Source organism: Streptomyces sp. NPDC003284, from assembly GCF_053589675.1.
In genome coordinates, this window is the sequence record NZ_JBSFSI010000003.1 from 157,649 (window position 1) to 182,100 (window position 24,452).

At 70.5% G+C, this 24,452-nt stretch carries 25 protein-coding genes, 1 tRNA gene and 1 pseudogene; 16 read left to right on the plus strand and 11 right to left on the minus strand.

Features of this window, described 5'->3' with window-relative positions; all coding sequences use genetic code 11:
- Positions 1-177: 177 nt before the first annotated feature.
- The 9 genes from ACWDYF_RS07735 (at position 178) to ACWDYF_RS07775 (ending at position 10,448) form a co-directional block, all read left to right on the plus strand.
- Entirely contained in the window at positions 178-1,104 is a 927-nt protein-coding gene (locus ACWDYF_RS07735) for a hypothetical protein (RefSeq protein WP_389462800.1), read from the plus strand.
- A gap of 214 nt (positions 1,105-1,318) precedes the next feature.
- Positions 1,319-2,062, plus strand: a complete 744-nt coding sequence (locus ACWDYF_RS07740; protein WP_018566287.1) for a YcnI family copper-binding membrane protein — start codon at positions 1,319-1,321, stop codon at positions 2,060-2,062.
- Positions 2,063-2,178: 116 nt separating this feature from the next.
- A complete protein-coding gene (locus tag ACWDYF_RS07745) occupies positions 2,179-2,829 on the plus strand; it encodes an SCO family protein (protein WP_381738955.1) in 651 nt (216 codons plus the stop codon).
- Positions 2,826-3,302: a copper chaperone PCu(A)C gene (locus tag ACWDYF_RS07750; RefSeq protein ID WP_018566285.1), complete on the plus strand. Its 477-nt coding sequence runs from the start codon at positions 2,826-2,828 to the stop codon at positions 3,300-3,302. The genes ACWDYF_RS07745 and ACWDYF_RS07750 overlap by 4 nt, the downstream gene beginning before the upstream one ends.
- A 13-nt stretch (positions 3,303-3,315) precedes the next feature.
- Complete coding sequence (locus ACWDYF_RS07755; protein WP_389462799.1) at positions 3,316-5,382, plus strand: copper resistance protein CopC; 2,067 nt, start codon at positions 3,316-3,318, stop codon at positions 5,380-5,382.
- Between the two features lie 6 nt (positions 5,383-5,388).
- The gene (gene efeB / locus ACWDYF_RS07760) at positions 5,389-6,756 is read left to right on the plus strand and encodes an iron uptake transporter deferrochelatase/peroxidase subunit (protein ID WP_389462798.1); all 1,368 of its coding nucleotides are present in this window, start codon (positions 5,389-5,391) and stop codon (positions 6,754-6,756) included.
- A 76-nt stretch (positions 6,757-6,832) separates the two neighbouring features.
- On the plus strand, positions 6,833-7,765 hold the full coding sequence (pheA, locus tag ACWDYF_RS07765; RefSeq protein ID WP_381738949.1) for a prephenate dehydratase: 933 nt from the start codon (positions 6,833-6,835) through the stop codon (positions 7,763-7,765).
- 572 nt (positions 7,766-8,337) lie between these two features.
- A complete protein-coding gene (gene serS / locus ACWDYF_RS07770) occupies positions 8,338-9,615 on the plus strand; it encodes a serine--tRNA ligase (RefSeq protein ID WP_018566281.1) in 1,278 nt (425 codons plus the stop codon).
- Entirely contained in the window at positions 9,612-10,448 is an 837-nt protein-coding gene (locus tag ACWDYF_RS07775) for an HAD family hydrolase (RefSeq protein ID WP_389462797.1), read from the plus strand. Before serS ends, ACWDYF_RS07775 begins: the two co-directional genes overlap by 4 nt.
- Positions 10,449-10,575: 127 nt before the next feature.
- On the opposite strand, the gene ACWDYF_RS07780 is transcribed toward ACWDYF_RS07775, so the two are convergent.
- From ACWDYF_RS07780 to ACWDYF_RS07800, 5 genes are all read right to left on the minus strand, one after another.
- Positions 10,576-10,660: transfer RNA gene (locus ACWDYF_RS07780), tRNA-Ser, on the minus strand.
- A gap of 413 nt (positions 10,661-11,073) precedes the next feature.
- Positions 11,074-11,793 (minus strand): ABC transporter permease, encoded by a 720-nt coding sequence (locus tag ACWDYF_RS07785; protein WP_018566279.1) that lies wholly within the window; start codon positions 11,791-11,793, stop codon positions 11,074-11,076.
- 11 nt (positions 11,794-11,804) lie between these two features.
- Positions 11,805-12,716, minus strand: a complete 912-nt coding sequence (locus ACWDYF_RS07790) for an ABC transporter ATP-binding protein (RefSeq protein WP_018566278.1) — start codon at positions 12,714-12,716, stop codon at positions 11,805-11,807.
- Complete coding sequence (locus ACWDYF_RS07795; RefSeq protein WP_381738944.1) at positions 12,713-13,630, minus strand: ABC transporter permease; 918 nt, start codon at positions 13,628-13,630, stop codon at positions 12,713-12,715. The genes ACWDYF_RS07790 and ACWDYF_RS07795 overlap by 4 nt, the downstream gene beginning before the upstream one ends.
- Positions 13,620-14,591: an ABC transporter ATP-binding protein gene (locus tag ACWDYF_RS07800; protein WP_381739133.1), complete on the minus strand. Its 972-nt coding sequence runs from the start codon at positions 14,589-14,591 to the stop codon at positions 13,620-13,622. The genes ACWDYF_RS07795 and ACWDYF_RS07800 overlap by 11 nt, the downstream gene beginning before the upstream one ends.
- Positions 14,592-14,866: 275 nt before the next feature.
- Between ACWDYF_RS07800 and ACWDYF_RS07805 the strand changes: the two genes are divergently transcribed.
- From ACWDYF_RS07805 to ACWDYF_RS07830, 6 genes and pseudogenes are all read left to right on the plus strand, one after another.
- Positions 14,867-16,630: an SDR family oxidoreductase gene (locus ACWDYF_RS07805; protein WP_389462796.1), complete on the plus strand. Its 1,764-nt coding sequence runs from the start codon at positions 14,867-14,869 to the stop codon at positions 16,628-16,630.
- Between the two features lie 174 nt (positions 16,631-16,804).
- Positions 16,805-17,353: an RNA 2'-phosphotransferase gene (locus ACWDYF_RS07810; RefSeq protein ID WP_389462795.1), complete on the plus strand. Its 549-nt coding sequence runs from the start codon at positions 16,805-16,807 to the stop codon at positions 17,351-17,353.
- An 11-nt stretch (positions 17,354-17,364) separates the two neighbouring features.
- Positions 17,365-17,826 carry a hypothetical protein gene (locus ACWDYF_RS07815; protein ID WP_018566273.1) on the plus strand — a complete coding sequence of 154 codons (462 nt, stop codon included), beginning with the start codon at positions 17,365-17,367 and terminating at the stop codon, positions 17,824-17,826.
- Positions 17,827-17,867: 41 nt separating this feature from the next.
- Positions 17,868-18,092 (plus strand): annotated as a pseudogene (locus tag ACWDYF_RS07820) (LLM class flavin-dependent oxidoreductase); the annotation flags it as partial.
- Between the two features lie 202 nt (positions 18,093-18,294).
- Positions 18,295-19,218: a ParA family protein gene (locus tag ACWDYF_RS07825; RefSeq protein WP_389462794.1), complete on the plus strand. Its 924-nt coding sequence runs from the start codon at positions 18,295-18,297 to the stop codon at positions 19,216-19,218.
- A 4-nt stretch (positions 19,219-19,222) separates the two neighbouring features.
- On the plus strand, positions 19,223-19,639 hold the full coding sequence (locus ACWDYF_RS07830; protein WP_389462793.1) for a hypothetical protein: 417 nt from the start codon (positions 19,223-19,225) through the stop codon (positions 19,637-19,639).
- On the opposite strand, the gene ACWDYF_RS07835 is transcribed toward ACWDYF_RS07830, so the two are convergent.
- From ACWDYF_RS07835 to ACWDYF_RS07845, 3 genes are all read right to left on the minus strand, one after another.
- A complete protein-coding gene (locus tag ACWDYF_RS07835; protein ID WP_389462792.1) occupies positions 19,636-20,541 on the minus strand; it encodes an LLM class flavin-dependent oxidoreductase in 906 nt (301 codons plus the stop codon). The two genes, ACWDYF_RS07830 and ACWDYF_RS07835, sit on opposite strands and share 4 nt — an antisense overlap.
- 112 nt (positions 20,542-20,653) lie before the next feature.
- On the minus strand, positions 20,654-21,133 hold the full coding sequence (locus tag ACWDYF_RS07840; protein ID WP_389462791.1) for an NUDIX domain-containing protein: 480 nt from the start codon (positions 21,131-21,133) through the stop codon (positions 20,654-20,656).
- An 89-nt stretch (positions 21,134-21,222) separates the two neighbouring features.
- Positions 21,223-22,080, minus strand: a complete 858-nt coding sequence (locus tag ACWDYF_RS07845; RefSeq protein WP_389462790.1) for an FkbM family methyltransferase — start codon at positions 22,078-22,080, stop codon at positions 21,223-21,225.
- A gap of 168 nt (positions 22,081-22,248) precedes the next feature.
- On the opposite strand from ACWDYF_RS07845, the gene ACWDYF_RS07850 reads away from it, so the two are divergent.
- Complete coding sequence (locus ACWDYF_RS07850; protein WP_389462789.1) at positions 22,249-22,749, plus strand: ATP-binding protein; 501 nt, start codon at positions 22,249-22,251, stop codon at positions 22,747-22,749.
- On the opposite strand, the gene ACWDYF_RS07855 is transcribed toward ACWDYF_RS07850, so the two are convergent.
- From ACWDYF_RS07855 to ACWDYF_RS07865, 3 genes are read right to left on the minus strand one after another with little or no spacing between them, the layout of a single operon-like run.
- Entirely contained in the window at positions 22,707-23,318 is a 612-nt protein-coding gene (locus ACWDYF_RS07855) for a hypothetical protein (protein WP_389462788.1), read from the minus strand. The genes ACWDYF_RS07850 and ACWDYF_RS07855 overlap by 43 nt on opposite strands.
- Positions 23,318-23,602, minus strand: a complete 285-nt coding sequence (locus ACWDYF_RS07860; RefSeq protein WP_389462787.1) for a hypothetical protein — start codon at positions 23,600-23,602, stop codon at positions 23,318-23,320. Before ACWDYF_RS07860 ends, ACWDYF_RS07855 begins: the two co-directional genes overlap by 1 nt.
- Positions 23,599-24,447, minus strand: a complete 849-nt coding sequence (locus ACWDYF_RS07865) for a glycosyltransferase family protein (RefSeq protein WP_389462786.1) — start codon at positions 24,445-24,447, stop codon at positions 23,599-23,601. The genes ACWDYF_RS07860 and ACWDYF_RS07865 overlap by 4 nt, the downstream gene beginning before the upstream one ends.
- Between the last annotated feature and the right edge of the window lie 5 nt (positions 24,448-24,452).

Below are 24,452 nucleotides of genomic sequence, written 5' to 3' on the forward strand. Positions count from 1 at the left end.
CGTGCCCGGCCGTAAGCACCGCGTTGACACGGCGACGCCCGTTCGGCGGATGCGGGGACGGAGGGTATCGGTGTATGCACGGGCGCATACGCCGTGGAAGGTGACCTGTCCGGAGGTACCGCACCTTGTGGACCTGCCGTACGGAGCACGGGTGCCCAGTGGGATGATGAGGCCGCCATGACTGCCCCCCACTCGCGCGCGGCATCCGCCGGACGCGATCTCCGGCTGCTGCGGGCCGCGGTGTTCGCCGCGGTCTGCGTCGTGCTGGCCGCGGCGGGGCACACCCTGGGCTCCTGCGCCACCGTCCCGCTGTGGACGCTGGGCGCGGGCTTCCTGGGGGCGCTCGTGGTCGTCGTACCGCTGGCCGGGCGCGCCCGCTCGCTGCCCGGGATCGCGGCGCTGCTCGCGGCGGGCCAGCTGGTGCTGCACGCGCTGTTCGGACTCGGGCAGCACGGGGCGGGCATGGTGTCCGGCGCGATACCGATGGGCTCGATGGGGTCCATGGGAGCCATGGGGTCCCTGGGCTCGGCGGCCTCGCCGGGCGCGGCGGGCTCCGCGGTGCCGGGCGGGTCCCTGGGCCACCCGGGCCATGTGCTGTCCGACGCCGCGCTGGTGGAGCGGGCCGCGCGGTACCTGTGCGGCACCACCACCGCCGGGATCACCCCGGCGCGGGCCTACCGGATCCTCGTCGACGCCCATGTCTACCCGTCCGGAGCCGCGGCGCCGACCGGCGCGACCAGCTCGGCGGCCGCGCCGCACGGCGCCGGGTCCCTCGCCGCGCTGCTGCCGTCCCTGCCCATGCTGCTCGGCCATGTGCTCGCCGCGCTGGCCGCGGGCTGGCTGCTGCGCCGTGGTGACCTCGCCCTGGTGCGGCTGATCGCGCTGTCGGCGCACGGAGTCGCCGAAGGCGCGCTCGTACGGTCCCTGCGCGGGGCGCTCGCCCTGGTGTGCGCCCTGTGCGCCGGGCTGCCGGCGCTGCCGGGCACGGGCCCGCGCTTCCCGCGCGCCGCCGACCGCGTCCTGCCGCCGCCGACCGCCACCGCCCTCCAGCACACGGTGATCCGGCGCGGTCCGCCCGCCGCCGTCCTCGTCCTCGCCGCCTGACACGACGCGACCAGCACTCCACGGTCCCGGCCCACCCGGCCGGAACGGAGGGGGAGGCCGCCGTCGTGCGGCGTCCCCGCGCGTGCCCGCCCCGCGGGCGGTCCGCACCGGCGTACGTCCCGGTGCACACGCTCTCTCGCAGCCGCCCCGGAGCACGCGCCCTCTCCCGACCACCGGATCCACCGGACCCACTCGAAGTGGAGTGTTCTCTGTGATGCAGGCCATCAGCCGCAAGACCTCTCGTCTCGCCACCGTCGGCGCCCTCGCGGGCGCGGCCGTCCTCGCCGTCTCCGTCCCCGCGTTCGCGCACGTCACCGTGGCGGCGGAGGGCGCCGCGGCCAAGGGCGGCTACGCCGTCGTCGACTTCAAGGTGCCCAACGAGCGCGACAACGCCTCCACCACCAAGCTGGAGGTCGCCTTCCCGACCGACCACCCGCTGGCCTCGGTGATGCCGGAGCCGGTCAACGGCTGGAAGGTCGAGGTCACCAAGTCCAAGCTGGACAAGCCCCTGGAGATGCACGGCAAGCAGATCTCCGAGGCGGTCAGCAAGGTCACCTGGACCGCCACCGACGGCAAGGGCATCCTGCCGGGCTACTTCCAGAAGTTCCCGGTGTCCGTGGGCGCGCTGCCCCAAGACGCCGACCAGCTCGTCTTCAAGGCCCTCCAGACGTACTCCAACAAGGAGGTCGTCCGCTGGATCGAGGTCCCGCAGAAGGGCCAGGCCGAGCCCGACAACCCGGCGCCGACGCTCCAGCTGACCGCCGCGGCGGACGACGCCCACGGAGCGGCGGCCCAGAACGCCTCCGCCGGTTCCAAGTCCGCCGAGAGCACCTCCACCGCCGCCGCCGAGAGCGGCAGTGACACCACCGCCCGCGTCCTCGGCGTCGTGGGCATCGTCGTCGGCGCGGCCGGCGTGGCGTACGGCGTGTTCGCCGGGCGCCGCCGCACCGCCGCCTGATCCTGCTCGTCCGTGCCGCGCACCGGGACCGCACGAGGTCCGGGTACGGCCGTCCCCCGCTGTGGGGCGTACGGGCCCGGTGCGCGCCGGAGTTCTCACATCTGGGACATTTTTCTATGCGCAAGAAGACGTTCGCCGCGGCCGCACTGCTCGCCGCCGCGACGATGACCCTGTCCGCCTGCGGCAGCGGCGACGGCGACGAGAAGGCCGCCACCGTCGTCGCCGAGCAGCCCTCGCAGCAGCCCGCGACCGTGCTCGACCAGCCCTTCGAGAAGCCCGACCTGGTGCTGACCGACGTCCACGGCAAGAAGTACGACCTCCGCAAGGAGACCGCGGGCCGGCCCACCCTGATCTACTTCGGCTACACCCACTGCCCCGACGTCTGCCCGCTGACGATGAACAACCTGGCGGTCGCCAAGAAGGCCCTGCCCAAGGCGGACCAGGACAAGCTGCGCGTGGTGTTCGTCACCACCGACCCGGGCCGTGACACACCCGCCGAACTCGGCAAGTGGCTCAACGGCATCGACCCGCAGTTCGTCGGGCTGACCGGCGACTACGCCACCATCGAGGCCGGTGCGCGCAGCATCGGCATCACCGTCGAGCCGACCAAGAAGGACAAGAACGGCAAGCTCGTGTCGGTGCACGGCGCCCAGGTCGTCGCGTTCTCCCCGAAGAACGACACGGGTTACGTGGTCTACGGCGAGGACGCCACCGTCGGCGACTACACCAAGGGCCTGCCCAAGCTGATCAAGGGACAGAACCCGTGAGGCGCCGGGCGGCGGCCGGACTGACGGCGGTGGCCCTGGCCGGCACGGCCCTGCTGAGCGGCTGCGGCGGCTCGGCCTCCGGCGCCGAGTCCGCCGGGAAGGCCGAACTGTCCGTCAGCGGAGCCTACATGCCCCAGCCGGTGTCCGACTCGATGGCGGCCGGTTTCCTGACGATAGTCAACAAGGGCGGCGCCGACGACGAGCTGACCTCGGTGACCAGTGACGCCGCAGGTTCCGTGACCGCGCACCGCACGGTCGGCCAGACGATGCAGGAGGCGGACCGGCTCACCGTGCCCGCCCACGGCCGGCTGGTGTTCAAGAGCGGTGCGAACCACCTGATGTTCGACATGCTCAAGCGCAGACCCGAGCAGGGCCAGACGGTCTCCGTCCAGCTGCACTTCGCCAAGTCCGGCGAGCTGCGGGTCGAGATGCCGGTGAAGCCCGCCACGTACGTCCCCGAGACCGGACACTGAGGGAGGGACCACCTTGATGCCGACCATCACCCCCCGCGTACGGAACCTGGTGCTGCTGTTCCTGGCCGTCGCCTGCGCGCTCCTGGCCGGTGCCGCACCGGCCTCCGCGCACGCCGCGCTGACCGGCAGCGACCCCCGGCAGGGGGCGGTGGTCGCCCAGGCACCCGCCCAGGTCGCGCTGACCTTCTCCGAAGAGGTCGCGATGAACGGCGACTCGCTGCGGGTGCTCGACCCCAAGGGTGCCCGCGTCGACACCGGGAAACCGGCCCACGTCAGCGGCACCACGTACAGCGTGCGGCTGCGCGGCGGCCTGGCCAAGGGCACGTACACCGTCACCTACCAGGTGGTCTCCGCCGACAGCCACCCCGTGGGCGGCGCCTACACCTTCTCCATCGGGGCGCCCTCCAAGACCGCGGTCGTGGCCGGCGGCCAGGACGTGGGCGGCGGGTTCGTCGGCTGGCTGTACGGCATCGGGCGCTATGTGTCGTACGCCGGTTTCATCGTCCTGACCGGCGGTGCCGCCTTCGTCCTGGCCTGCTGGCAGCGCGGCGCCGGGGTGCGGGCCGTGCAGCGGCTCGTCGTCTCCGGCTGGATCGCGCTCACCGCGGCCACCCTGGCGCTGCTGCTCCTGCGCGGCTCCTACACCACCTCCGGTAAGGCCGGGGACATCTTCGACCTGAACCTGCTCGGCGAGGTGCTCCAGACCAAGACGGGCGCCGCCCTCGTCTCCCGGCTGCTGCTGCTCGCCGCCGCGGCGCTCTTCGTCGCGGTGCTCTTCGGGGCGTACGAGAAGCGGGAGGCCGAGGAGAAGCGGGATCTGACGTTCGGGCTGGCGATCGGGGGCATTGTGGTGGCCGCCGGGCTGGCGGCGAGCTGGGCCCTGGCCGAGCACGCCTCGGTCGGCCTCCAGCCGGGCATCGCGATGCCGGTCGACGTCGTCCATCTGCTGGCCGTCGCCGCCTGGCTGGGCGGACTCGTCGCGCTGCTGGTCGCGCTCTACCGGGCGCCCGCCGACACCCCGGTCGAGGCCGCGGCCGTACGCCGCTTCTCCCGTCTCGCCTTCGGCTCCGTGGTGGCCCTGGTCGCCACCGGCATCTACCAGTCCTGGCGCCAGGTCGGCTCCTGGTCGGCGCTGACCGGCACCCGCTACGGGCAGCTCCTCCTGATCAAGGCCGGTCTGGTGCTGCTGATGGTCGCGGTCGCCTGGTTCTCCCGGCGCTGGACGGGACGGCTGGCGGACGCGGTGACCGGCGGTGCCGCCGCCCGAACGGCCACCGGCTCCGCGGCCGGTTCCGCCACCGGCTCCGGGAGCGGCTCTGTCACGGGTCCGCGCAAGGCGCCGGTCGGCACGAAGAAGCCGGTCGGCGCGCGGACGGGTGCGGCGGACGGGGAGACGGGGGGAGACGGCGCCGACGGGGACTCGGCGGGAGAGACGGACAGCGGGGCAGCCGGTGGGGGCGGCGCAGCCGGTGAGGCGGGTGCGAAGGCGGGCGACTCCCGCCGGGCCGCCCAGCTCGCCCGGCAGCGGGCCGCCGTGGACGCGGCGCGGCAGAAGCGGCTCCGGGACGGCGACCCGAACCGGTTCGGGCTGCGCCGCTCGGTGCTGATGGAGGCCGGTGTCGCCGTCGTCCTGCTCGCCGTCACCACCGTGCTGACCCAGACCGAACCGGGCCGCACCGAGGAGGAGGCCAAGGCGGCCACCGCGTCCTCGTCGTCCTCCGCCGCCTCGTCCTCGACCGGTGCGGCCGCCCTCGACGTGCCGTTCGACACCGGTGGCCAGAACGGCCGGGGCGTCGTCCGGATCGACCTCGACCCCGCACGCGTGGGCGCCAACGAGCTGCACGTCTACGCTCAGCGGCCGGACGGCAAGCCGTTCGACGTCGCCGAGCTGAAGATCGCCTTCACCCTCCCCGCCCAGAAGATCGGGCCGCTCCCCGTCGCCCCCGACCACATCACCATCGGACACTGGGCGGCGGACGGGGTGCAGATCCCCATGGCGGGCGACTGGGAGGTCGCCGTGACCGTGCGGACCTCCGACATCGACCAGGTGACCGTCACCAAGAACGTCAAGATCGGCTGAACCACCATGACCGACCAGTCCGCCCCGAAGAACACCTCCCGGAGCACCCGGGCTTCCCGGTCCTCCGGGGGTTCCCGGTCCTCCGGGGGTTCCGTCCCCGCCGCCGGCTCCGGCTCCGCTTCGGCCGTGCCCGAGCCCAGGGCGGCCGACGCCGCCACCGGGGCGGGCATCTCGCGGCGGCGGCTGCTCGGCACGGCCGGTGCCAGTGGGCTGGTTCTGGGTGCGGCGGGCGCGGCCATCGGTTACACCGCCGCGCCCGCCGGTGCCACCCCGCTGACCGCGCTCGGCTCCGATCGGGCCGTGTTTCACGTGAAACACCAGCCCGGGATCACGGAGGGGCTCCAGTCCAGTGGCCATCTCGTCGCCTTCGACCTGACGGCCGGGTCGGGCCGCAAGGAGGCGGCTGCCCTGCTGCGCCGGTGGTCGGGGACCGCCGAACGGCTGATGGCGGGCGAGCCCGCCGCGCACGGTGACACCGGCGTCGCACGGGACGCGGGTCCCTCGTCCCTGACGATCACCTTCGGCTTCGGCCGGTCGTTCTTCGACCGGACCGGTCTGGCGCAGCAGCGGCCCGCCGCCCTGGAGCCGCTGCCCGCCTTCTCCTCCGACCGGCTCGACAAGGCCCGCAGCGACGGCGATCTCTGGGTGCAGATCGGCGCCAACGATGCCCTGGTCGCCTTCCACGCTCTGCGGGCCCTCCAGAAGGACGCGGGCAGCGCCGCCCGGGTGCGCTGGCAGATGAACGGCTTCAACCGGTCCCCCGGCGCCACCGCGCACCCCATGACGGCACGGAACCTGATGGGCCAGGTCGACGGCACCAACAACCCGAAGCCCAAGGACCCCGACTTCGACCAGCGCATCTTCGTGCCCGGCGGGGGCCGGCCCGCCTGGATGGCGAACGGCTCGTACGCCGTCGTACGCCGGATCCGCATGCTCCTGGACGACTGGGAGAAGCTGTCCCTCCCCGAGCAGGAGAACGTCATCGGACGCCGCAAGTCCGACGGCGCACCGCTCAGCGGGGGCACCGAGACGACCGCCATGGACCTGGAGAAGCCCGGCCAGGACGGCACCTACGTCGTCCCGGTCAACGCGCACGCCCGCATCACCCGCCCCGACCAGAACGGCGGCGCGGCCATACTGCGGCGCCCGTTCTCGTACCACGACGGCATCGGCCCGGACGGCACACCGGACGCGGGGCTGCTGTTCATCTGCTGGCAGGCCGATCCGCTGCGGGGCTTCGTACCGGTGCAGCGCAAGCTGGACCGCGGCGACGCGCTGTCACCGTTCATCCGGCACGAGGCGAGCGGGCTGTTCGCCGTGCCGGGCGGGGCCGCGCGGGGCGAGTACGTCGGGCAGCGGCTCCTGGAGGGATGACGCCTCGGAGGGCCCCCGGAGGGCACACCCTCTTCGGAAGGGTGAGGGGAGCCGGGGCGGACCTTAGGGTGAGGGCATGTCAGCGAGCTACGCCTATCTCGGTCCGGAAGGCACCTTCACCGAGGTGGCGCTCCGCAGACTCCCGGAGGCGGCCACCCGGGAGCTGGTCCCCCAGGTGTCCGTGCAGTCGGCGCTGGACGCGGTCCGCGACGGGGCGGCCGAGGCCGCGTTCGTGCCCATCGAGAACTCCGTCGAGGGCGGCATCACCACGACGCTCGACGAACTGGTCGCGGGCCGGCCGCTGATGATCTACCGCGAGGTGCTGCTCTCGATCACCTTCGCGCTGCTGGTCAGGCCCGGCACCGGGCTCGACGCCATCCGGACGGTCACCGCCCATCCGGCCGCCCAGCCGCAGGTGCGCAACTGGCTGACGGCGCGGCTGCCCGACGCCCGCTGGGAGTCGGCCGCCTCGAACGCCGACGGCGCCCGGCTGGTCCAGGAGGGCCGCTACGACGCCGCCTTCGCCGGTGAGTTCGCCGCGGCCCGGTACGGGCTCGAAGCGCTGGAGACGGGCATCCATGACGCGGAGAACGCGCAGACCCGGTTCGTTCTCGTCGGCCGTCCCGCACGGCCGGCCGCGCCGAGCGGTGCGGACAAGACGTCCGTGGTCCTGTGGCAGCGGGCCGACCATCCCGGCGGCCTGCGCGACCTGCTGGGCGAGTTCTCCGGCCGGGGGATCAACCTGATGCTGCTCCAGTCCCGGCCCACCGGCGCGGGCATCGGCAACTACTGCTTCTGCATCGACGCCGAGGGACATATCGCCGACCGCCGGATGGCCGAGGCGCTGACCGGCCTGAAGCGGGTCTGCCCGGAGGTGCGCTTCCTCGGCTCGTATCCGCGCGCGGACATCGGCGCCGCGGACGTGCGGCCCCCGTTCGCCGGAACGTCGGACGAGGAGTTCATGGCCGCGGCCGAGTGGGTGGCCCGCTGCCAGGACGGCCGTTTCTAGTCACTTCCGATCGGGTACGACCAGTCCTACCTGCAGATCTTCGTTATCCACAGAAGTTATCCACAGGTCCGCTTCTCGACCTGGGGACAAGTCGACACCGGCAGCCGAGTCGGTCGACAAATCGCCCTTCGGACCCCAGGGCGGGTCATCGGGCGGCAGGTCACCCTTCGTCCACTCGTTTCCCATGGTTCATCTTTTGGGGCGACCCTTTTCCACCCGAAAGTGGGTGTCGAACCCGTTTGGACCGGGAATTCTTGCGGTGCCCCGTACTTCCGGAGTGATCAATTCCGAAGTCCACAGATCTTTCGCACAGCCTGTGGATAACTTTTCCGCAGTCCCGGATTCCTGTGGACAACCGACCCGCCAAGTCCGGTTGCCCACAAGGGAATCCAGTCAACAGGACGGCGGTCGGACGTCCTCTTCCGGGGGGCCGCCGGGGGCTCAATTGACACGGTGCGCAATTCTGCCCTGACCGTGCGTACGGCCCCGCGGAGCGGCGGACCCGAATCGCAGGGGAGCGGACCCGAATACTGGGTCGTGAGCCGGAACGCCGCACCGGTAGCCTTGAGCACGTGATTGACCTTCGTCTGCTCCGTGAGGACCCTGACCGTGCGCGCGCCTCGCAGCGTGCCCGTGGAGAGGACGTCGCGCTCGTCGACTCCCTCCTGTCTGCCGACGAGCGGCGCAGGTCGTCCGGCGTCCGCTTCGACGAGCTGCGCGCCGAGCAGAAGGCGCTGGGCAAGCTCATCCCCAAGGCCGCCGGTGACGAGAAGGCCGAGCTGCTGAAGAAGGCGAGCCAGCTCGCCGCCGACGTCAAGACGGCCGACGCCGAGCGCGACGCGGCCGACGCCGAGACCCAGGAGCTGCTGCTCCGGCTCGGCAACCTCGTCCACCCCGAGGTCCCGGTCGGCGGCGAGGAGGACTTCGTCACCCTGGAGACGCACGGCACCCACCGCGACTTCGCCGCCGAGGGCTTCGAGCCCCGGGACCACCTGGAGCTGGGCCAGCTCCTCGGCGCGATCGACGTGGAGCGCGGCGCGAAGGTCTCCGGCTCCCGCTTCTACTTCCTCACCGGTGTCGGCGCCCTGCTGGAGCTGGCCCTGGTGAACGCGGCGATCGCCCAGGCCACCGCCGCCGGCTTCACGCCCATGCTCACCCCGGCGCTGGTGCGCCCGCAGTCCATGGCCGGCACCGGCTTCCTCGGCCAGGCCGCCCAGGACGTCTACCACCTCGACAAGGACGACCTGTACCTGGTCGGCACGTCCGAGGTGCCGCTGGCGGCGTACCACATGGACGAGATCATCGACGCGGACCGGCTGCCGCTGCGCTACGCGGGCTTCTCGCCCTGCTTCCGCCGCGAGGCCGGCTCGCACGGCAAGGACACCCGGGGCATCTTCCGTGTGCACCAGTTCGACAAGGTCGAGATGTTCTCCTACGTCGCCCCCGAGGACTCGCGGGCGGAGCACCAGCGGCTGCTGGAGTGGGAGAAGCAGTGGCTGACCTCGCTGGAGCTGCCGTTCCGCGTGATCGACGTCGCCTCGGGCGACCTCGGTTCGTCGGCCGCGCGCAAGTTCGACTGCGAGGCGTGGATCCCGACCCAGGGCAAGTACCGCGAGCTGACCTCGACCTCGGACTGCACCGAGTTCCAGTCGCGGCGGCTGTCCATCCGCGTCCGCGACGGCAAGCAGGTCAAGCCGCTGGCCACGCTGAACGGCACGCTGTGCGCCGTCCCGCGCACCATCGTCGCCCTGCTGGAGAACCACCAGCAGGCCGACGGCTCCGTGCGCGTGCCCGAGGTGCTGCGTCCCTACCTCGGCGGCCGGGAGGTCCTGGAGCCGCTGGCCAAGTGACCGCCACCGCCACCACGGCCGTCGGCGAGAACTCCGGCGGCCTCCCCTACCGGCTGATCGCGACCGACCTGGACGGCACCCTGCTGCGGTCCGACGAGTCGGTCTCGCCCCGCACGCGCGAGGCGCTCGCCGCGGTGACCGCGGCGGGTGCCGCGCACATCGTCGTCACCGGCCGCGCCGCCCCCTGGACCCGGCACATCCTGGACGACCTCGGCTACCGCGGCCTCGCGGTCTGCGGCCAGGGCGCCCAGGTGTACCACGCCGGCGAGCAGCGGCTGCTGACCTCGGTGACCCTGGACCGGCAGCTGGCCGGGGTGGCGCTGGCCAAGATCGAGGCCGAGGTCGGCCCGCTGTACCTGGCGGCGAGCCGGGACGGGCTGGACGGCGAGGTGCTGGTGGGTCCCGGATATGCCGTGACCGGCGCCCTGCCCGCCACCCCGCTGACGGACGCCTCCGAGCTGTGGAGCGCTCCGCTCAACAAGATCTACATCCAGCACCCGACGCTCTCCGACGACGCGCTGGCCGAGGCCGCCCACCGGGCGGCGGGCGGCTTCGTCTCGGTCACCATGGCCGGCGAGGGCATAGTGGAGCTTCTTCCGCTCGGCCTGTCGAAGGCGACGGGGCTGTCACTGGCCGCCCGGCGGATGGGCCTGAAGCCGGCCGACACGATCGCCTTCGGCGACATGCCCAACGACATCCCCATGTTCGCCTGGGCCGCCCACGGGGTGGCCATGGCCAACGCCCACGAGGAGCTGAAGGCGGTCGCGGACGAGGTGACGGCCTCCCACGAGGAGGACGGCATCGCGGTGGTGCTGGAACGGTGGCTGGGCTGAGCCCGGACCATCACGCCGCCCAGCCCGACCAAGCTCTGTGACCTGTGGCCTGTGGCCCGTGGGCTGTGACCTGCGCCCGTGCGTTCTCCGGTCGCTGGTCCGCTGGTCGCTGATTTTCTGGTCTCTGCGGAGGATGCACGGATCGAACGTGCGCGGGGGTGACCCCGACCACGGCTCAGCAAGCCGGTGCCTTGCCACTCGGCCAATCCTCCGGGTGGGCGGCTCACGCGACAACGGGTCGCGTGCTCGAAGCAGCCGCCCCGGGCAGTGCCCCGTGCGGGGCGGTTCCACGGAGCGGGTCAGCGCTCCGGACTCCGCCGCGGGCTGCCCTGTCGGGAGCCGGGCGTACTGCCGTGCATGGGCATCGCCTCGCTCCTCTCCCGGTGCATGGGCGCCGGTCCGATCCGGCGCTGCGGACATCTCCACTGTGCCCACCGGGCAGCCGCGGCGCCACTGAATTAGCCCCGGACGCCCGGCCGTTCGGCGCCGCCCTCGTCGGCAGCGGCCTCGTCGGCAGCGGCCTCGTCGGCAGCGGGCCTGCCGGGCGAGCCGACGGCCGGATGAACCGTCGGCCGGGTGAGCGAGGGGCCGCGCCCGCTCGCCCACCCCCGGACAGGTCCGGCTCTCACTCCTCGCCGGCGAGGGTCAGGGCCCGCAGCTTCTGCCCCGCGTACCAGGTGGCCAGCACGGTCACCAGCACCAGCAGGACCGTCGCCGTCGTCAGCCCGACCTCGGAGGTCACCAGGTCCCCGCCCGCGACCTTGTGCGCCACGGCCAGGGCCCACTGCTGGACGCTCAGGGTGCGCGCCCCGGGCACCAGGGAGCCGAACAGCGCCTCCCAGACCAGCGCGTAGACCAGTCCGAGGACCACCGCGTGCCGGGAGACCGTGCCCAGCAGGAGGAAGAGGGCGGCGTAGGCGATGGAGGCGACCAGCGCCGCCACCGTGTAGGCCACCGCGACCTGCTGGCCGTTGCCGTTGAGGATCAGTCCGGCGATCAGCGTCGGCACCGCGGAGAACACCATCGTCACGGCGATGGCCACGATCAGCTTGGTGAAGATGATGACCGGCCGCTTCAGCGGCTTGGACAGCAGGTACACCACCGAGCCGTCGTCGATCTCCGGTCCGATGGCGCCGGTGCCGGCGATGACGCCGATGATCGGCACCATCGTGGCGAGGGCGAAACCGCCGAGGACGTTCACCGCGGTCTGGTCGTCGGCGCCGGTGAGGGCGCGGACGGCCACGGCAATGACGATCAGCAGCAGGGGCAGCGCGCCGAGGATGAGGGCCCGGCGGCGGCCGAGCAGAGCCCGATAGGTGAGCCGGGCGACTGTGGGGTCGTACATCGTGGGGCCTCCTACGCCGCGACCAGATACGAGAAGACGGACTCGAGGGACTCGTCGGACGGCGAGACCGTGTGCAGCCGGATGCCGTGGTCGCGGGCCACCTTCGGCAGCAGCGCGGTGAACCGGCCGAAGTCGACGGCCTGGACGCGCAGCGCGCCCTCGGCGAGGTCCACCTCGATGCCGGATGTCGACGGATCGGCGATCAGCGCCGCCGCGAGGGCCCGGTCGTCACTGGAGCGCACCAGATAGCGGTGCGGACGGTCGGTCATCAGGCGGCGGATCTTGCGGAAGTCACCACTGGCAGCGTGCCGGCCGGCGACGATGACCTCGATGTGCCAGGCGAGCTGCTCGACCTCCTCCAGGATGTGGGAGGAGAAGAGCACCGTACGGCCCTCGTCGCCCATGCGCCGCAGCAGATCCATCAGCTGCATGCGCTGGCGCGGGTCCATGCCGTTGAACGGCTCGTCCAGCAGGAGCAGCGAGGGGTCGTGGACGAGGGCGCTGGCCATCTTCACGCGCTGGCGCATGCCCTTGGAGTAGGTGGAGATCTTCCGGTCCTGCGCGTACTCCATCTCGACCGTGGCCAGTGCCTTCTGCGCGGCCTTGGCGCCCAGGCCGTGCAGTTCCGCGTTGGCGACGACGAATTCGCGGCCGGTGAGGAAGTCGTACATCGCCTCCCGCTCGGGGACCACGCCGATGTGCCGGTAGATCTGCTCGTTGCGCCAGACCGGCTGGCCGTCGAGGGTGACGGTGCCGGTGGAGGGGGCGAGGAAGCCGCCCATCATGTTGATCAGCGTGGACTTCCCGGCGCCGTTCGGGCCGAGCAGGCCGGTGACGCCGGGGCCGACGTTCATGGTGATGTCGTTGACGGCGACCACGTTGCCGAACCAGCGGGAGACGTGGTCGATGCTCAGCGTGGTCACAGTCCCACCTTCTTGTAGCGGCGCAGCAGGAGCCCGTAGGCGGCGGCGATGAGGCCGAGGACGACCAGGACGTAGACGACGCCCTGTCCGCTGCCGGGGCCCGCGGCTCCGGGCGCCGAGGAGGTCGCGCCCAGGAAGGCGGTCTGCACGCCGTCGATGAGGGTGACCGGTGAGAACAGGCCGATCCACGGGATGGCGGAGGTGCTGTTCTGGGCGTCCGCGATGGCTTCGAGCGTGGAGACCGCGCCGTAGGAGATGACGAGCACGGCGATCACGGCGGCGATGCCGAAGCCGCGGCGCGGGGTGATCGCCGCGATCACCAGGCCGATGCCGGCGAAGAGCAGGGAGAGCAGGGCCACGGAGACGAGTCCTTCGGCGAATCCCTTGGTCTGGTCGGCGAAGTCGAGCTTGGCCAGCAGGGCGCCCACATAGAGGACCAGCAGGGGGGCGGCGGTCAGGATGAACAGCGCCGAGGCCAGCGCCGCGTACTTGGCGCGGACGTAGTCGGCGGTCTCGATGGGCCGCGAGAAGTACAGCGGCACGGTCTTGAAGCGCAGGTCGCGCGAGACGGACTGGGGCGCCTGCGAGGCGACGTACAGGCTGATGACGCCCTGCATGATGATGGCGTAGCGCGTGTAGTCGACGGGCAGGTCCTTGGCCTTGGTGGCGACCGCGACGGCGACCATGATGGCCGCGGGCACGCACATCACCACGAACAGCAGCATCGGCAGCACCTTGGACTTCACCGAGCGGCCGAGGCCGTAGGAGCCGCGCAGGGACTGCGAGTACAGCGAGCGGCGGGCGTAGGCGCGGCCCAGGCGCGGACCGTCGTAGTTGCGGTAGCCGATGTTGTGGATCCGGGTCTGGTCGCCCGAGGGCGGCACCGGATTGCGCAGGGGCTGCTCAATTGCCATGGCCGACCGCCTCCTTCCGCTGTCCGTCGCGCTGTTCGTCGTCCCGGAAGACCTCCGAGATGTGGTGCCGGCGCTGCTCCATGCGCACCAGGCCGAGTCCGAGGTCCGCGATCACGTCCCGGACCAGGTCGTACGTCTCCTCGCTCTGGGCGGTGAGGAGCAGCACGTGGCCCGCGCCGGGCAGTCCGGTGCTGTCCTCGGTCTGCACACCGCGGGCGGTCAGGGCCTCGCGCACCGCGCGGGTGCCGTCCGGGTGCTCGTCGCTGTCGGTGACCTCGACGGCGAGGGTGGTCGTGGTCTGGGTGAAGTCGGTGGTGGAGCTGGAGCGCAGGAGCTTGCCGCCGTCGACCACGACGACGTGGTCGCAGGTGCGCTCCAGTTCGCCCAGGAGGTGCGAGGTGACCAGGACCGAGATGCCGAAGTCGGTGTGGATGCGCCGGATGAGGCCGAGCATGTCGTCGCGGCCGACCGGGTCGAGGCCGTTGGTCGGCTCGTCGAGGAAGACCAGCTGCGGGTCGTGCACCAGGGCCTGGGCGAGCTTGACGCGCTGCTTCATGCCGGTGGAGTAGCCGCCGATGGGCCGGTAGCGCTCCTCGTAGAGCCCGACGTGGCGCAGGGTGTCCGCGGTGCGCTCGCGCGCGGCGGTGGGCGGCAGGCCGGACATGCGCGCCATGTGGACGACGAACTCGGTGGCCGAGACGTCCGGCGGCAGGCAGTCGTGCTCGGGCATGTACCCGACCCGCTCGCGGATCGCGGCGCCCTTGGTGGCGACGTCGAGGCCGAGCACCTCGGCGCGGCCCTCCGTGGCGGGGGACAGACCCAGCAGGATCTTGATCAGTGTGGACTTGCCGGCCCCGTTGGCGCCGACGAGTCCGGTCACACCGGGTCCGACGTCCACGGAGAGCCGGTCAAGAGCGGTCACCCGGGGGAACCGCTTGCTCAGGCTTTCGGTCGCGATCACAGTCACGTCGTCGACGATAGTGACGCCCGCCACGCGAGTCGTCAGACCCCAGAGCCGTCTTCGCGTCCCTCTGGAGTATTACGGGGCCCTAGGGGGTGCGGCTCCCAAGTCCTACAGGTTCCGGACAACCCGGCCTTGTGCGACAGGGACGAGCCTCGCGGGGCACCCTATTGACGTTCAGTCTAACAACTGCCACAGTCGCCCACGTCGCATGACAGGCGCGCGTCCCCGGCCGAGGCGAGCGGGGGAGCGTGCCGCCGGGCGGAGGAGAGGTGATGCGCGTGTCGCCGCTGGAGGGCGCGCGGGAACGCCGGGTACGGTCCGGCGAGGTCGAGCTGTGCGTGGCCGAACTCGGGGATCCCGGGCGGCCGACGGTCGTCCTGGTGCACGGCTACCCGGACAGCAAGGAGGTCTGGTCCGAGGTGGCCGGGCGGCTGCGCGACCGCTTCCACGTCGTGCTGTACGACGTCCGGGGCCACGGCCGCTCCACCGCCCCGCGGCCGCTGCGCGGCGGGTTCACCCTGGAGAAGCTCACCGACGACTTCCTGGCGGTCGCGGACGCCGTCAGTCCGGACGAGCCGGTGCACCTGGTCGGCCACGACTGGGGCTCGGTCCAGTCCTGGGAGTTCGTCACCGTCGCGCGCACCGAGGGCCGCATCGCGTCCTTCACCTCCATGTCCGGACCGTCGCTCGACCACTTCGGCCACTGGATCAACTCGCGTCTCACCCGCCCCACCCCGCGCCGGGTCGGCCAGCTCCTCGGCCAGGGCGCCAAGTCCTGGTACGTCGGCGTGCTGCACACCCCCGTACTGCCCGAACTGGCCTGGCGCGGCCCGCTCGGCAAGAGGTGGCCGAAGCTGCTCCAGCGCCTCGAACAGGTGCCCGCGGGCGACTATCCGACCGCGTCACTGCCCCAGGACGCGGCGCACGGCGCCTGGCTGTACCGGGACAACGTCCGGACGCGGCTGCGCCGGCCGCGGCCCGACGCGCGCGCCCACGCGCCGGTGCAGCTCATCGTCCCGGCGGGCGACGTGTTCCTGTCGGAACGGCTGTACGACGGCCTGGAGCAGTGGGCCCCGCACCTGGTGCGCCGTACCCTTCCCGCCCGGCACTGGGTCCCGCGCACCCGGCCCGACCGGCTGGCCGACTGGATCACGGAGTTCGTGGACACCGTCGAGGACGGCCGGCCCGCTCCGGCGGCCACCGGACGCCACGCCGACCGCTTCGCCGGGCAGCTCGTGCTGATCACGGGCGCGGGCAGCGGCATCGGACGGGCCACGGCGCTCGCCTTCGCCGCCGCCGGGGCGCGGATCGTGGCCGTGGACCGGGACGGCGAGGCCGCGGCCCGCACCGCCGGGCTGGCCCTGCCGCTGGGCGCGCGGGCCGCCTGGGCGGAGACGGCGGACGTCTCCGACGAGAGCGCCATGGAGAAGCTCGCCGAGAAGGTCGCCGCCGAGTACGGCGTGGTGGACGTCCTGGTGAACAACGCGGGCATCGGCCTGTCCGGCTCGTTCTTCGACCACACCGCGGCGGACTGGAGAAGCGTCCTCGACGTCAATCTGTGGGGTGTGATCCACGGCTGCCGGCTCTTCGGGAAGCAGATGGCCGAGCGCGGCCAGGGCGGCCACATCGTCAACATCGCGTCGGCGGCCGGTTACCAGCCGTCGCAGGCGCTGCCCGCCTACAGCACGTCCAAGGCCGCGGTGCTGATGCTCAGCGAGTGCCTGCGCGCGGAGCTGGCCGGGCAGGGGATCGGGGTCACGGCGATCTGCCCCGGCTTCGTCAACACCAACATCACCTCCACGACGCGCTTCGCGGGCGTCGACGCGGAGGAGGAGAAGCGCCGCCAGAAGCGCACGTCCCGGCTGTACGGACTGCGGAACTACCCGCCGGAGAAGGTCGCCGACGCGATCCTGCGCGCGGTCGTCCGGGACGCGGCGGTGGTGCCCGTGACCCCGGAGGCGCGCCTCTTCCACGCCCTGTCCCGCTTCAGTCCGCGCACGCTGCGCAGGCTGGCACGGGTGCGGCCACGTCTGTGAGTTCTGCCCGACGCGCTGCCGGGCAGGTCCGGGGCGGGTGAAATCGCCTGCCCCGGACGCCAGTTGTCCACAGAATCCTCAATCCGCCTGTGGATAACCTCACTTGGCTGTGGATCAAACCTGCCCGGCGAAAAAGTTCAGCGCGAGGCTCGTCTCTCGCGGCAGGCTGGTGGCATGGACGAACAACGCACCGTGAAGGTGTCGAAGTACCTCTCCCGGCATCTGCGCCACCAGCCCGGGAGGATCGGGCTCACGCTCGACGAGGCCGGCTGGGTCGGGATCGAGGCCCTGATCGCGGCGGCGGCCGGGCATCGCTTCCGGTTCACCCGCGAGGAGCTGGACCACGTCGTCGCCACCAACGACAAGCGGCGCTTCGAGATCCGGGGCGAGCGCATCCGGGCCAGCCAGGGACACAGCGTCGACGTGGACCTCGGGCTGCCGCCCGCGACCCCGCCGCCGTACCTCTTCCACGGGACGGTGGGCCGCGCCCTCGACGCCATCCGCGCCGAGGGGCTGCGGCCCATGAACCGGCACGACGTGCACCTCTCGCCCGACCGGGAGACCGCGACCCGCGTGGGTGCCCGCCGTGGCCGGCCGGTCGTGCTCGCCGTGGACGCCGCCGCGATGCACCGCGACGGCCATGTCTTCCGGGTCAGCGCCAACGGCGTGTGGCTGACACAGGCCGTACCACCGCGGTACCTGCGGTTCGGCTCGGGTCACTGACCCGGTCCGGCATGATCGTGGGCATGGACCGTCATCTCGCCACGACCGAAGCCGCCGTCACCGCCTGTCGTGCCCTCGCCGCCGCCTACGCACGCGAGATCGAGGTGACCCACGACATCGGCGCCGACCAGACCTCACGACGCAGCTCCGTGGGGGTCGGCGTCACCACCGACCCGGACGGTTCGCTGCCGCACGAGGCGTTCGTCGAGTTCGGCGGGCTGCCCCGGCTGACCGTGCAGCTCTATCCGGAGGACGACGCCCTGATCACCGTCGAGGGCGTCCGTTTCCACGATGTGCCCCGCGACGACGTCCCCGCGTTCCTGCGCTCCGTCCTGGAGGGCACCGCGTTCGTCAAGGCGCGGCGTTTCCCGCCCGGCTACCGCCTGGTCGTCCCCCTGCCCGGCGACCGCACGTACAAGGAACTGATCCCGATGATCGGTCTCACCTCGTGGCTGAGCAGCCACGTGCGGTGACCCGTTTCACGTGAAACACGCGGGGCCCTAGGCTCGGGGTCATGAGTCTGCGCCTGAGCACCGTCATCCTCCCCTACCGCCGGTGGCACGAGGGCGGCCGTGCGGCGTGGACCCGCGCCGAGCAACTCGGATTCCACACCGGCTACACCTACGACCATCTGTCCTGGCGCAGCTTCCGGGACGGCCCGTGGTTCGGTGCCGTGCCGACCCTGACTGCCGCGGCGGCCACGACCGAGCGCATGCGCCTGGGGACCCTGGTGACCTCGGTCAAGCCCTTTTGACCCACCAGGTCGCGTGGGCGTCGCATCAGGGCTCTCGGTCAACACGCCACTCGAAATGCTCCTACTCAACCGCCTTGGCAAGACATGGTTCCTGGTTTGTCAAATTCGAAGACGCTGGATGGCCGCGCGCTGTAGCGTCACGGCGTGCGATCCGAAGTGTTTCGCGCGGCGGGAGGGGATGTTAGGCGTGCGCATTGTGTCAGTCATCAATTACAAGGGTGGAGTCGGAAAAACCACCCTTACTGCAAATATCGGAGCAGAGCTTGCATTTCGAGGGAAGAAGGTTCTGCTCATCGATCTCGACCCGCAGGCGAGCCTGACATTTTCACTTGTTCGGCCCGAGTACTGGCAACAAAATCTTGAAGCTGATAAGACGATCAAGCGGTGGTATGAATCATTTGACTCCAGCTCCCCTCTGAGCCTATCGTCCCTCGTGACGAGAGCTCCGAGAATTCGAGACTTCAGAAACGGTGGAATTCTACGCTTCATTCCCTCGCATCTTGGCCTGATCAACGTCGATTTGGAACTTGCTACAGAACTCGGAGGAGCCTCTCTCAAACAATCCAAAATCAACTATCTGCGCGTCCATCGACGCCTTGCCGAAGGACTCAAGGAGGATTCTTTCGGTGAATTCGATGTAATCCTGATCGACTGTCCGCCGAACTTCAACGTTGTGACGAAAAATGCAATCGTTGCTAGTGACAGCGTACTAATTCCAGCCAAAGCGGACTATCTTTCGACGCTCGGCATCGACTATCTGCAACGAAGTCTGCGCGAACTCGTAGGGGATTACAACGAATACGCGCAACTCGAGTCTGGAGGCGGAGATGTGCGCGTTATTAATCCGCAGGTGCTTGGCGTTGTTTTTACGATGATGCAATTCTATGGCGGTCAGCCCATCTCGGCCCTGCGCCCATACATGCGTCAGACCGCTTCGCTCGGAGTTCCAGTATTCGACAGCCTTATGCGGGAAGCGAAGACGCTGTTCGCTAGCTCCCCTGGCAGTGGACGGCCCCTAGTTCTTAGGGCAGGAAAGACTGCGACCGAGAAGCAGTTGATCGGTGAACTCGAAGACCTGGTTGCGGAATTCATGCTCAAGCTTGGGGTGTAAGTATATGGAACCGTCTGCGGGGCAGTCGATTTTGGTACTAAAGCAGCTGGGGGCTTTCCTGCAATCCCTATCGCCTGAACAGGTCGAAGATCTGGCAGCAGGGCGTAGTCGAATTTCCCTGGTCAGAACGCAGGCGCCGCGAGAAGCTAAAACCTCCCGAAGGGGCCCGAGCGTCGATCTGGAGCAACTGCGTCTCTATCTTTCCGGTGCTGAATCCCGGGAAGTTGGAGAGGAGTATCTTAAAAAACAAAAGCTGAGTCGCGCGGATCTGCAGGCCCTTGCCCGCGTACTGGATATTCCAGTGCGTAAGGGTGACAACATGGACGCCATCAGGGAGAGTGTTGTCGAAGCTACAATTGGATACCGCTTGAGATCTGATGCGATCCGCGGAAACGCCCCGACTGAAGGTGATGCTAATTAGTAGCTCAGCTGGGTGGCTGCCCCTGAGGCGATCTCCTCGAAGGCATGCTGGTCGGCGGCGAAGTCCGATTCGGGGATCGGCCAGTGGATCACGATCTCGGTGAAGCCGAGCTCCTGGTGGCGGCCAGCGAAGTCGACGAAGGCGTCTACGGACTCCAGCGGCCTGTTCCGGTCGGGGGTGAAGCCGTGGAGCAGGATCTTGCCGAGGTCGGTCACGTCTCGGTCGGCCTCGGCGCACGCCTTGCCGAGCCTTTCGATCTGCCCGCGCAGTGCCTCGACTGACTGCTCCGGGGTGCCTGTCTCGTACAGCTTCGGGTCACCCGTCGTCACCCACGCCTGCCCATGTCGCGCGGCGAGCTTCAGGCCGCGTGGGCCGGTCGCAGCCACCGCGAACGGCAGTCGGGGCTGTTGTACGCAGCCGGGGAGGTTGCGGGCCTCCTCGGCCGTGTAGAAGTCGCCCTTCTGTGAGACCGCACCCTCGGTGAGCAGGCGGTCGAGCAGTGGCACGAACTCGCCGAACCGGTCCGCCCGCTCCTTGGGCGTCCACGGCTCCTGGCCGAGTGCGGTGGCGTCGAAGCCGTTGCCGCCGGCGCCGATGCCGAGGGTGACGCGTCCGCCGGAGATGTCGTCGAGTGAGATCAGTTCCTTGGCGAGCGTCACTGGGTGCCTGAAGTTTGGCGACGTGACCAAGGTGCCCAGGCGCAAGCGGTCCGTAGCCGTGGCGGCGGCGGTGAGGGTGGGAAGGGCGCCGAACCACGGGCCGTCGCGGAAGCTGCGCCAGGAGAGGTGGTCGTAGGTGTACGCGGCGTGGAAGCCGAGTTCCTCGGCGCGCTGCCACTTGGCGCGGCCACCCTCGTGCCAGCGGTCGACAGGAAGGATCACGGTGCTCAGGCGCAGGCTCATGCCGGTGAGCCTACGTCGAGCGCGTTCCTGGTCGCGGCTCGACGTAGGCGAGTCCCCACTGATCAGGCGCGGTGCCGTGCGGCCGCCGGGCCGTCCAGAACAGCGAGACGATTCAGTTCGTGATGGTGGCCGGCCATCCGTAGCGGGAGAAGGACGGACCACCATCCCTGTACGCAGCCAGGGCTTGTGCGGCTGTCGGAAACGCGAGCTCGGGGAGGCGTTCGGCCGCGAGCCACTGGACTGCGAGGTGCTTGTCCGGTTCGGCGTTGGTCAGTTCACCGGTCCAGGTGTCGGTGGCGAAGGCGAAGAGCACAAACTGCCCGGACCGGTCCCAGCCCTGTTCGACGTGAACGACGTGGACGAGTGAGAGGTTGGCCGGGTCGACGAGAAGGCCCGTCTCCTCCTTGAGTTCGCGGGCAGCGGCTTCGTCGAGGGGTTCGCCGGGTTCGGCCTTGCCGCCGGGAAGGGTCCAGACCGGTTGCGGGGACCAGCTACGGGCCCCGTAGAGCAGGGACGCGACCGTGTCGGTGTTCTTGTCGTGGACGATCACGCAGACCGCATTGCGACTGTTCATCACACTCTTGCTGCTCACCGTGTCCGCTCCTTGTCGACGTGCTTCGGATTCTTCGGGGTCGTGCGGGCATCCGGGGATGCCGGCTCCCTTTTGGAGCGCGGGCGGCTTCAACGCCCGGATACGAGGTGGCCCGCATCGGTGCGCGAGAACACCAGGTCGGTCATCTCCTCGGGGACCGTGGTGCATCGAATGGGCGGCTGCGGGTGCCGCATGGTCCTGGGATAGGTGGTCGGGTCGGAGTCATTGGTGAGCGTGTACGCATGGAAGCCGTTCTCGCTCAGGATGTCGATGATCCCGGTGGCGCTCTCGCCCTGCTTGGCCAAGAGCCGAGGGGTGACCTCCACGACAAGCTCCGCGTCGTCCGGCAAGTGCGCGAGCGCCGGTAGGAGTCCGCGGACGGCTGCTGCTTCGGCGCCTTCGACGTCGATCTTGATGATCCGAGTGGTAGCGAACTGGGCGCTGCTGATGAGGTCGGCCAGCGGCGCGGTCTGTACGTCGAAGGTCATGTGGGCATGGCGGGGCCGCACGGCGGTGGTGTGGCCGAGGTTGGTGGGGTCCTCCAGGTACAGGGTCTGCCTGCCGTGAGTGTCGGAGACGGCCGATCGGATCGACTGGATGTTGGTGCGGCGATTGGCAGTGATCGCGGCGGTCAGGTCGTCGTGGAACTGCGGGGAGGGTTCCACGACGATGACGTGCCCGTGGGGGCCGACTGCGTGGGAGGCAAGGAGGCTGAAGGCGCCTCGGTGGGCGCCGACGTCGATGAAGGTGTCTCCGGGGCGGAGCCGGTCACGGCGGAAGGTGCTCAGGCTCGGCTCCCACTCGCCGAAGAGGTACTGGTAGCGCTGGATGACGTCGCTGGTGGTCACGCCGATCTTGTCGCCGGACCGCAGCCTGACGGTGGTGTGGACGGGGTGGGTTCGCAGGTGCTCGTCGAGGAAGCGGCCGACGAGCCGGGCCTTGCCCACCGTTCCGGGGGCGTAACGCGTAACGGACGTAGACCCGCAGCGCGCGGGCGAGTGCGGAGGCGGTCACGGGCGGCTCCTTCGGGTGCTGGTGAGGAGGAACGGGGCCCTGGGCCGGCCGACGGTGGCAGACTGGCCAAGGAGCGCTGTTGGTGTTGGAGGGAGTTGGCGGTGGCCGAGGACACTCCGATGGTGTTCCTGCTGGTGGGGCTCACCGGCGCGGGGAAGACCACCTATGCCCAGCGGAAGTTGGAGCCGGAGGGTGCCGTGCGGCTGTCGGTGGACGAGGTCGTCCATGAACGGCACGGTCAGTACGGCGTCGACTACCCGGAGAACACCTACTTCGAGAAAGAGGCTCCGGTCGTCGCCGAGCTGCACGAGCGGCTCGCCGAGCTGGTCGCCGAGGGCCGGGACGTGGTGTGGGACCACGGGCTGTGGCCACGTAAGGACCGCGACGCGATGAAGGATCTGGTGGAGGCGGCCGACGGCCGGTGGCGGCTGCTGTACTTCCCGGTGGAGCGCGAAGAGCTGCTGCGCAGGCTGGCGGAGCGCAATGAGCGGGAAGACGCCAATGCGCTGGTCGTGACCCCGGAGGCCCTGGACGACTTCTTTGCTCGCTTCGAGAAGCCTCAGGACGAGGGGGAGGAGATCGTGGAGCCAAGCTGGCTCTGAGCCGTGTGCGGGCGCCAGGCGGCTGCGATCTTGGCGGCTTCGACGGCCCAGCCGCTCGGCAGCCGATCAAGCGTGACGTGCCGGAAGGCCAGACGCGGGTCGGCGACATCGATCCGGCCGTTGTGGCGGTCGATGTGCTGCAACAGGCGGGACGCCTCGCTGCGGACGGCCGGGGTGTGCTCGACCCAGTCACCGGACGTGAACCGGTCGACCCGTCGTCGCAGGTCGTCCAGGACGCCCAAGCGCCACTTGAAGTGGTGCACGCATGCGAGCCTATCCGGGTCTGGCTTGTGGCCCAGTGCCCGGTGGTTGCCGGATGCAACGGCTACCGAGGAGTGGGCAAGGACGATCTTTCGGGGGTCGCCCTTGAGGAGCCGGTGGGTGAGGTGCCCGCCGAGCGGGAAGGACCGGTCCAGCCCGGTTTCCGGGCGCCAGAGGGCCAGGCGGCCGTCGTTCGTGGCCCGGTCGAGCATCAGCCCGCCGATCACCTTGTGCTTGGCAGCCTCGGCCCGGGCGATCATCTCGGTGGGCGGGGCGGGGTAGGTCTGGAACTCGTCGGAGTCGGCCATCAGGTGCCAGCCGGGCCCGCCTGCTCGCACAGGAAGTCGCGGAGCTGGGTGTTGGTGTGCTCGTGCCAGGGTCCGGTGCTGATCCGGGCAGGGACGATGCCGAGGTCGTGGCCGGCCGCGATGAGCTGGTGCCGCCAGGCGTCGTGGATGTGGTCGGGGAAGTGGAAGGCGATGTGGAACCGCTCGACGCCGAGCCGGCGGTAGTGGGCGGTCCAGGCGGCCAGCAGGGCCGGTTCGACCGGGCCGACCACCGCGACCAAGGCGGGAGAGATGGGTGTCTTCATCGGCATTCCTTGGTCAGGCGGGTGTAGGTGTCGGTGAGGAAGGCGGCCTGGTCGGCCGCCGAGGTCATGTCCAAAGCCCCGCACGCTGACGGACCCGAGCGGGCGGGAGCATCTGCCGTGAGCTGGTCCAGCGCCTTGGCGAGGGCATCCGGATCACCGGCCGGGAAGAGCCGGGTCCAGGGTTCCCCTGCGAGGCGGGTGGTCAGCTCGGGATCGTGCGCGGAAACGATCAGAGGGACGCCGAGGCGGACGGTGTCCATGACCAGTCCTGATTCCTTGCCCACACCGGACTTCCGGGCGACGAGGGCCGCGTCGGCAGCGGCGTACACGAGCCGCAGGACCTGGTCGCCGACCGGGCCGGGCACGGTGCGCAGGTGGACGTTGGGGAACTGGTGCCAGCGGGTGAGGACGGCGTCGTCCAGTGGGGTGCCGCACACCAGGACGTGAAGCGGGGCGGTGAGGCGGGCGAGGGCCGTATCGACGGTGGAGATGTCCTTGTACGGCCACCAGCCGCCGACCACGCACACTGCCTTCGCGTCTGCGGGGATCGTGAAGGCGCTCCGAGCTCCGCCACGCTCGGAGTCGGTCAGCGGGCGGCCGTCATCAACCGCGAACGCCCGCACCACGCCGGGAAGGTGAGGGAAGTTCGGTCCGACCTGGTCACGGACGGCAGCGGTCGGGTACAGCGCGATCATCCGCTTCTCGCCTTTGCGGGCGAGCCGGCCCAGCCACCGGACGGGACGGTCTTCGATGGTGACCGCCTCGTGGACGAACCGCAGGTGCGGGACATCGCCGAGCAGGGCGGTGACACCGTGCAGGGCCTTGCTCGCGCTGAGGATCACCACGGACG

Bases quoted from the DNA above. Each gene is read 5' to 3' on its own strand.
- ACWDYF_RS07735 (WP_389462800.1), top strand. From the start codon at position 178: ATGACTGCCCCCCACTCGCGCGCGGCATCCGCCGGACGCGATCTCCGG.
- ACWDYF_RS07740 (WP_018566287.1), top strand. From the start codon at position 1,319: ATGCAGGCCATCAGCCGCAAGACCTCTCGTCTCGCCACCGTCGGCGCC.
- ACWDYF_RS07745 (WP_381738955.1), top strand. From the start codon at position 2,179: ATGCGCAAGAAGACGTTCGCCGCGGCCGCACTGCTCGCCGCCGCGACG.
- efeB (WP_389462798.1), top strand. From the start codon at position 5,389: ATGACCGACCAGTCCGCCCCGAAGAACACCTCCCGGAGCACCCGGGCT.
- pheA (WP_381738949.1), top strand. From the start codon at position 6,833: ATGTCAGCGAGCTACGCCTATCTCGGTCCGGAAGGCACCTTCACCGAG.
- ACWDYF_RS07785 (WP_018566279.1), bottom strand. From the start codon at position 11,793: ATGTACGACCCCACAGTCGCCCGGCTCACCTATCGGGCTCTGCTCGGC.
- ACWDYF_RS07795 (WP_381738944.1), bottom strand. From the start codon at position 13,630: ATGGCAATTGAGCAGCCCCTGCGCAATCCGGTGCCGCCCTCGGGCGAC.
- ACWDYF_RS07805 (WP_389462796.1), top strand. From the start codon at position 14,867: ATGCGCGTGTCGCCGCTGGAGGGCGCGCGGGAACGCCGGGTACGGTCC.
- ACWDYF_RS07810 (WP_389462795.1), top strand. From the start codon at position 16,805: ATGGACGAACAACGCACCGTGAAGGTGTCGAAGTACCTCTCCCGGCAT.
- ACWDYF_RS07815 (WP_018566273.1), top strand. From the start codon at position 17,365: ATGATCGTGGGCATGGACCGTCATCTCGCCACGACCGAAGCCGCCGTC.
- ACWDYF_RS07830 (WP_389462793.1), top strand. From the start codon at position 19,223: ATGGAACCGTCTGCGGGGCAGTCGATTTTGGTACTAAAGCAGCTGGGG.
- ACWDYF_RS07835 (WP_389462792.1), bottom strand. From the start codon at position 20,541: ATGAGCCTGCGCCTGAGCACCGTGATCCTTCCTGTCGACCGCTGGCAC.
- ACWDYF_RS07855 (WP_389462788.1), bottom strand. From the start codon at position 23,318: ATGGCCGACTCCGACGAGTTCCAGACCTACCCCGCCCCGCCCACCGAG.
- ACWDYF_RS07860 (WP_389462787.1), bottom strand. From the start codon at position 23,602: ATGAAGACACCCATCTCTCCCGCCTTGGTCGCGGTGGTCGGCCCGGTC.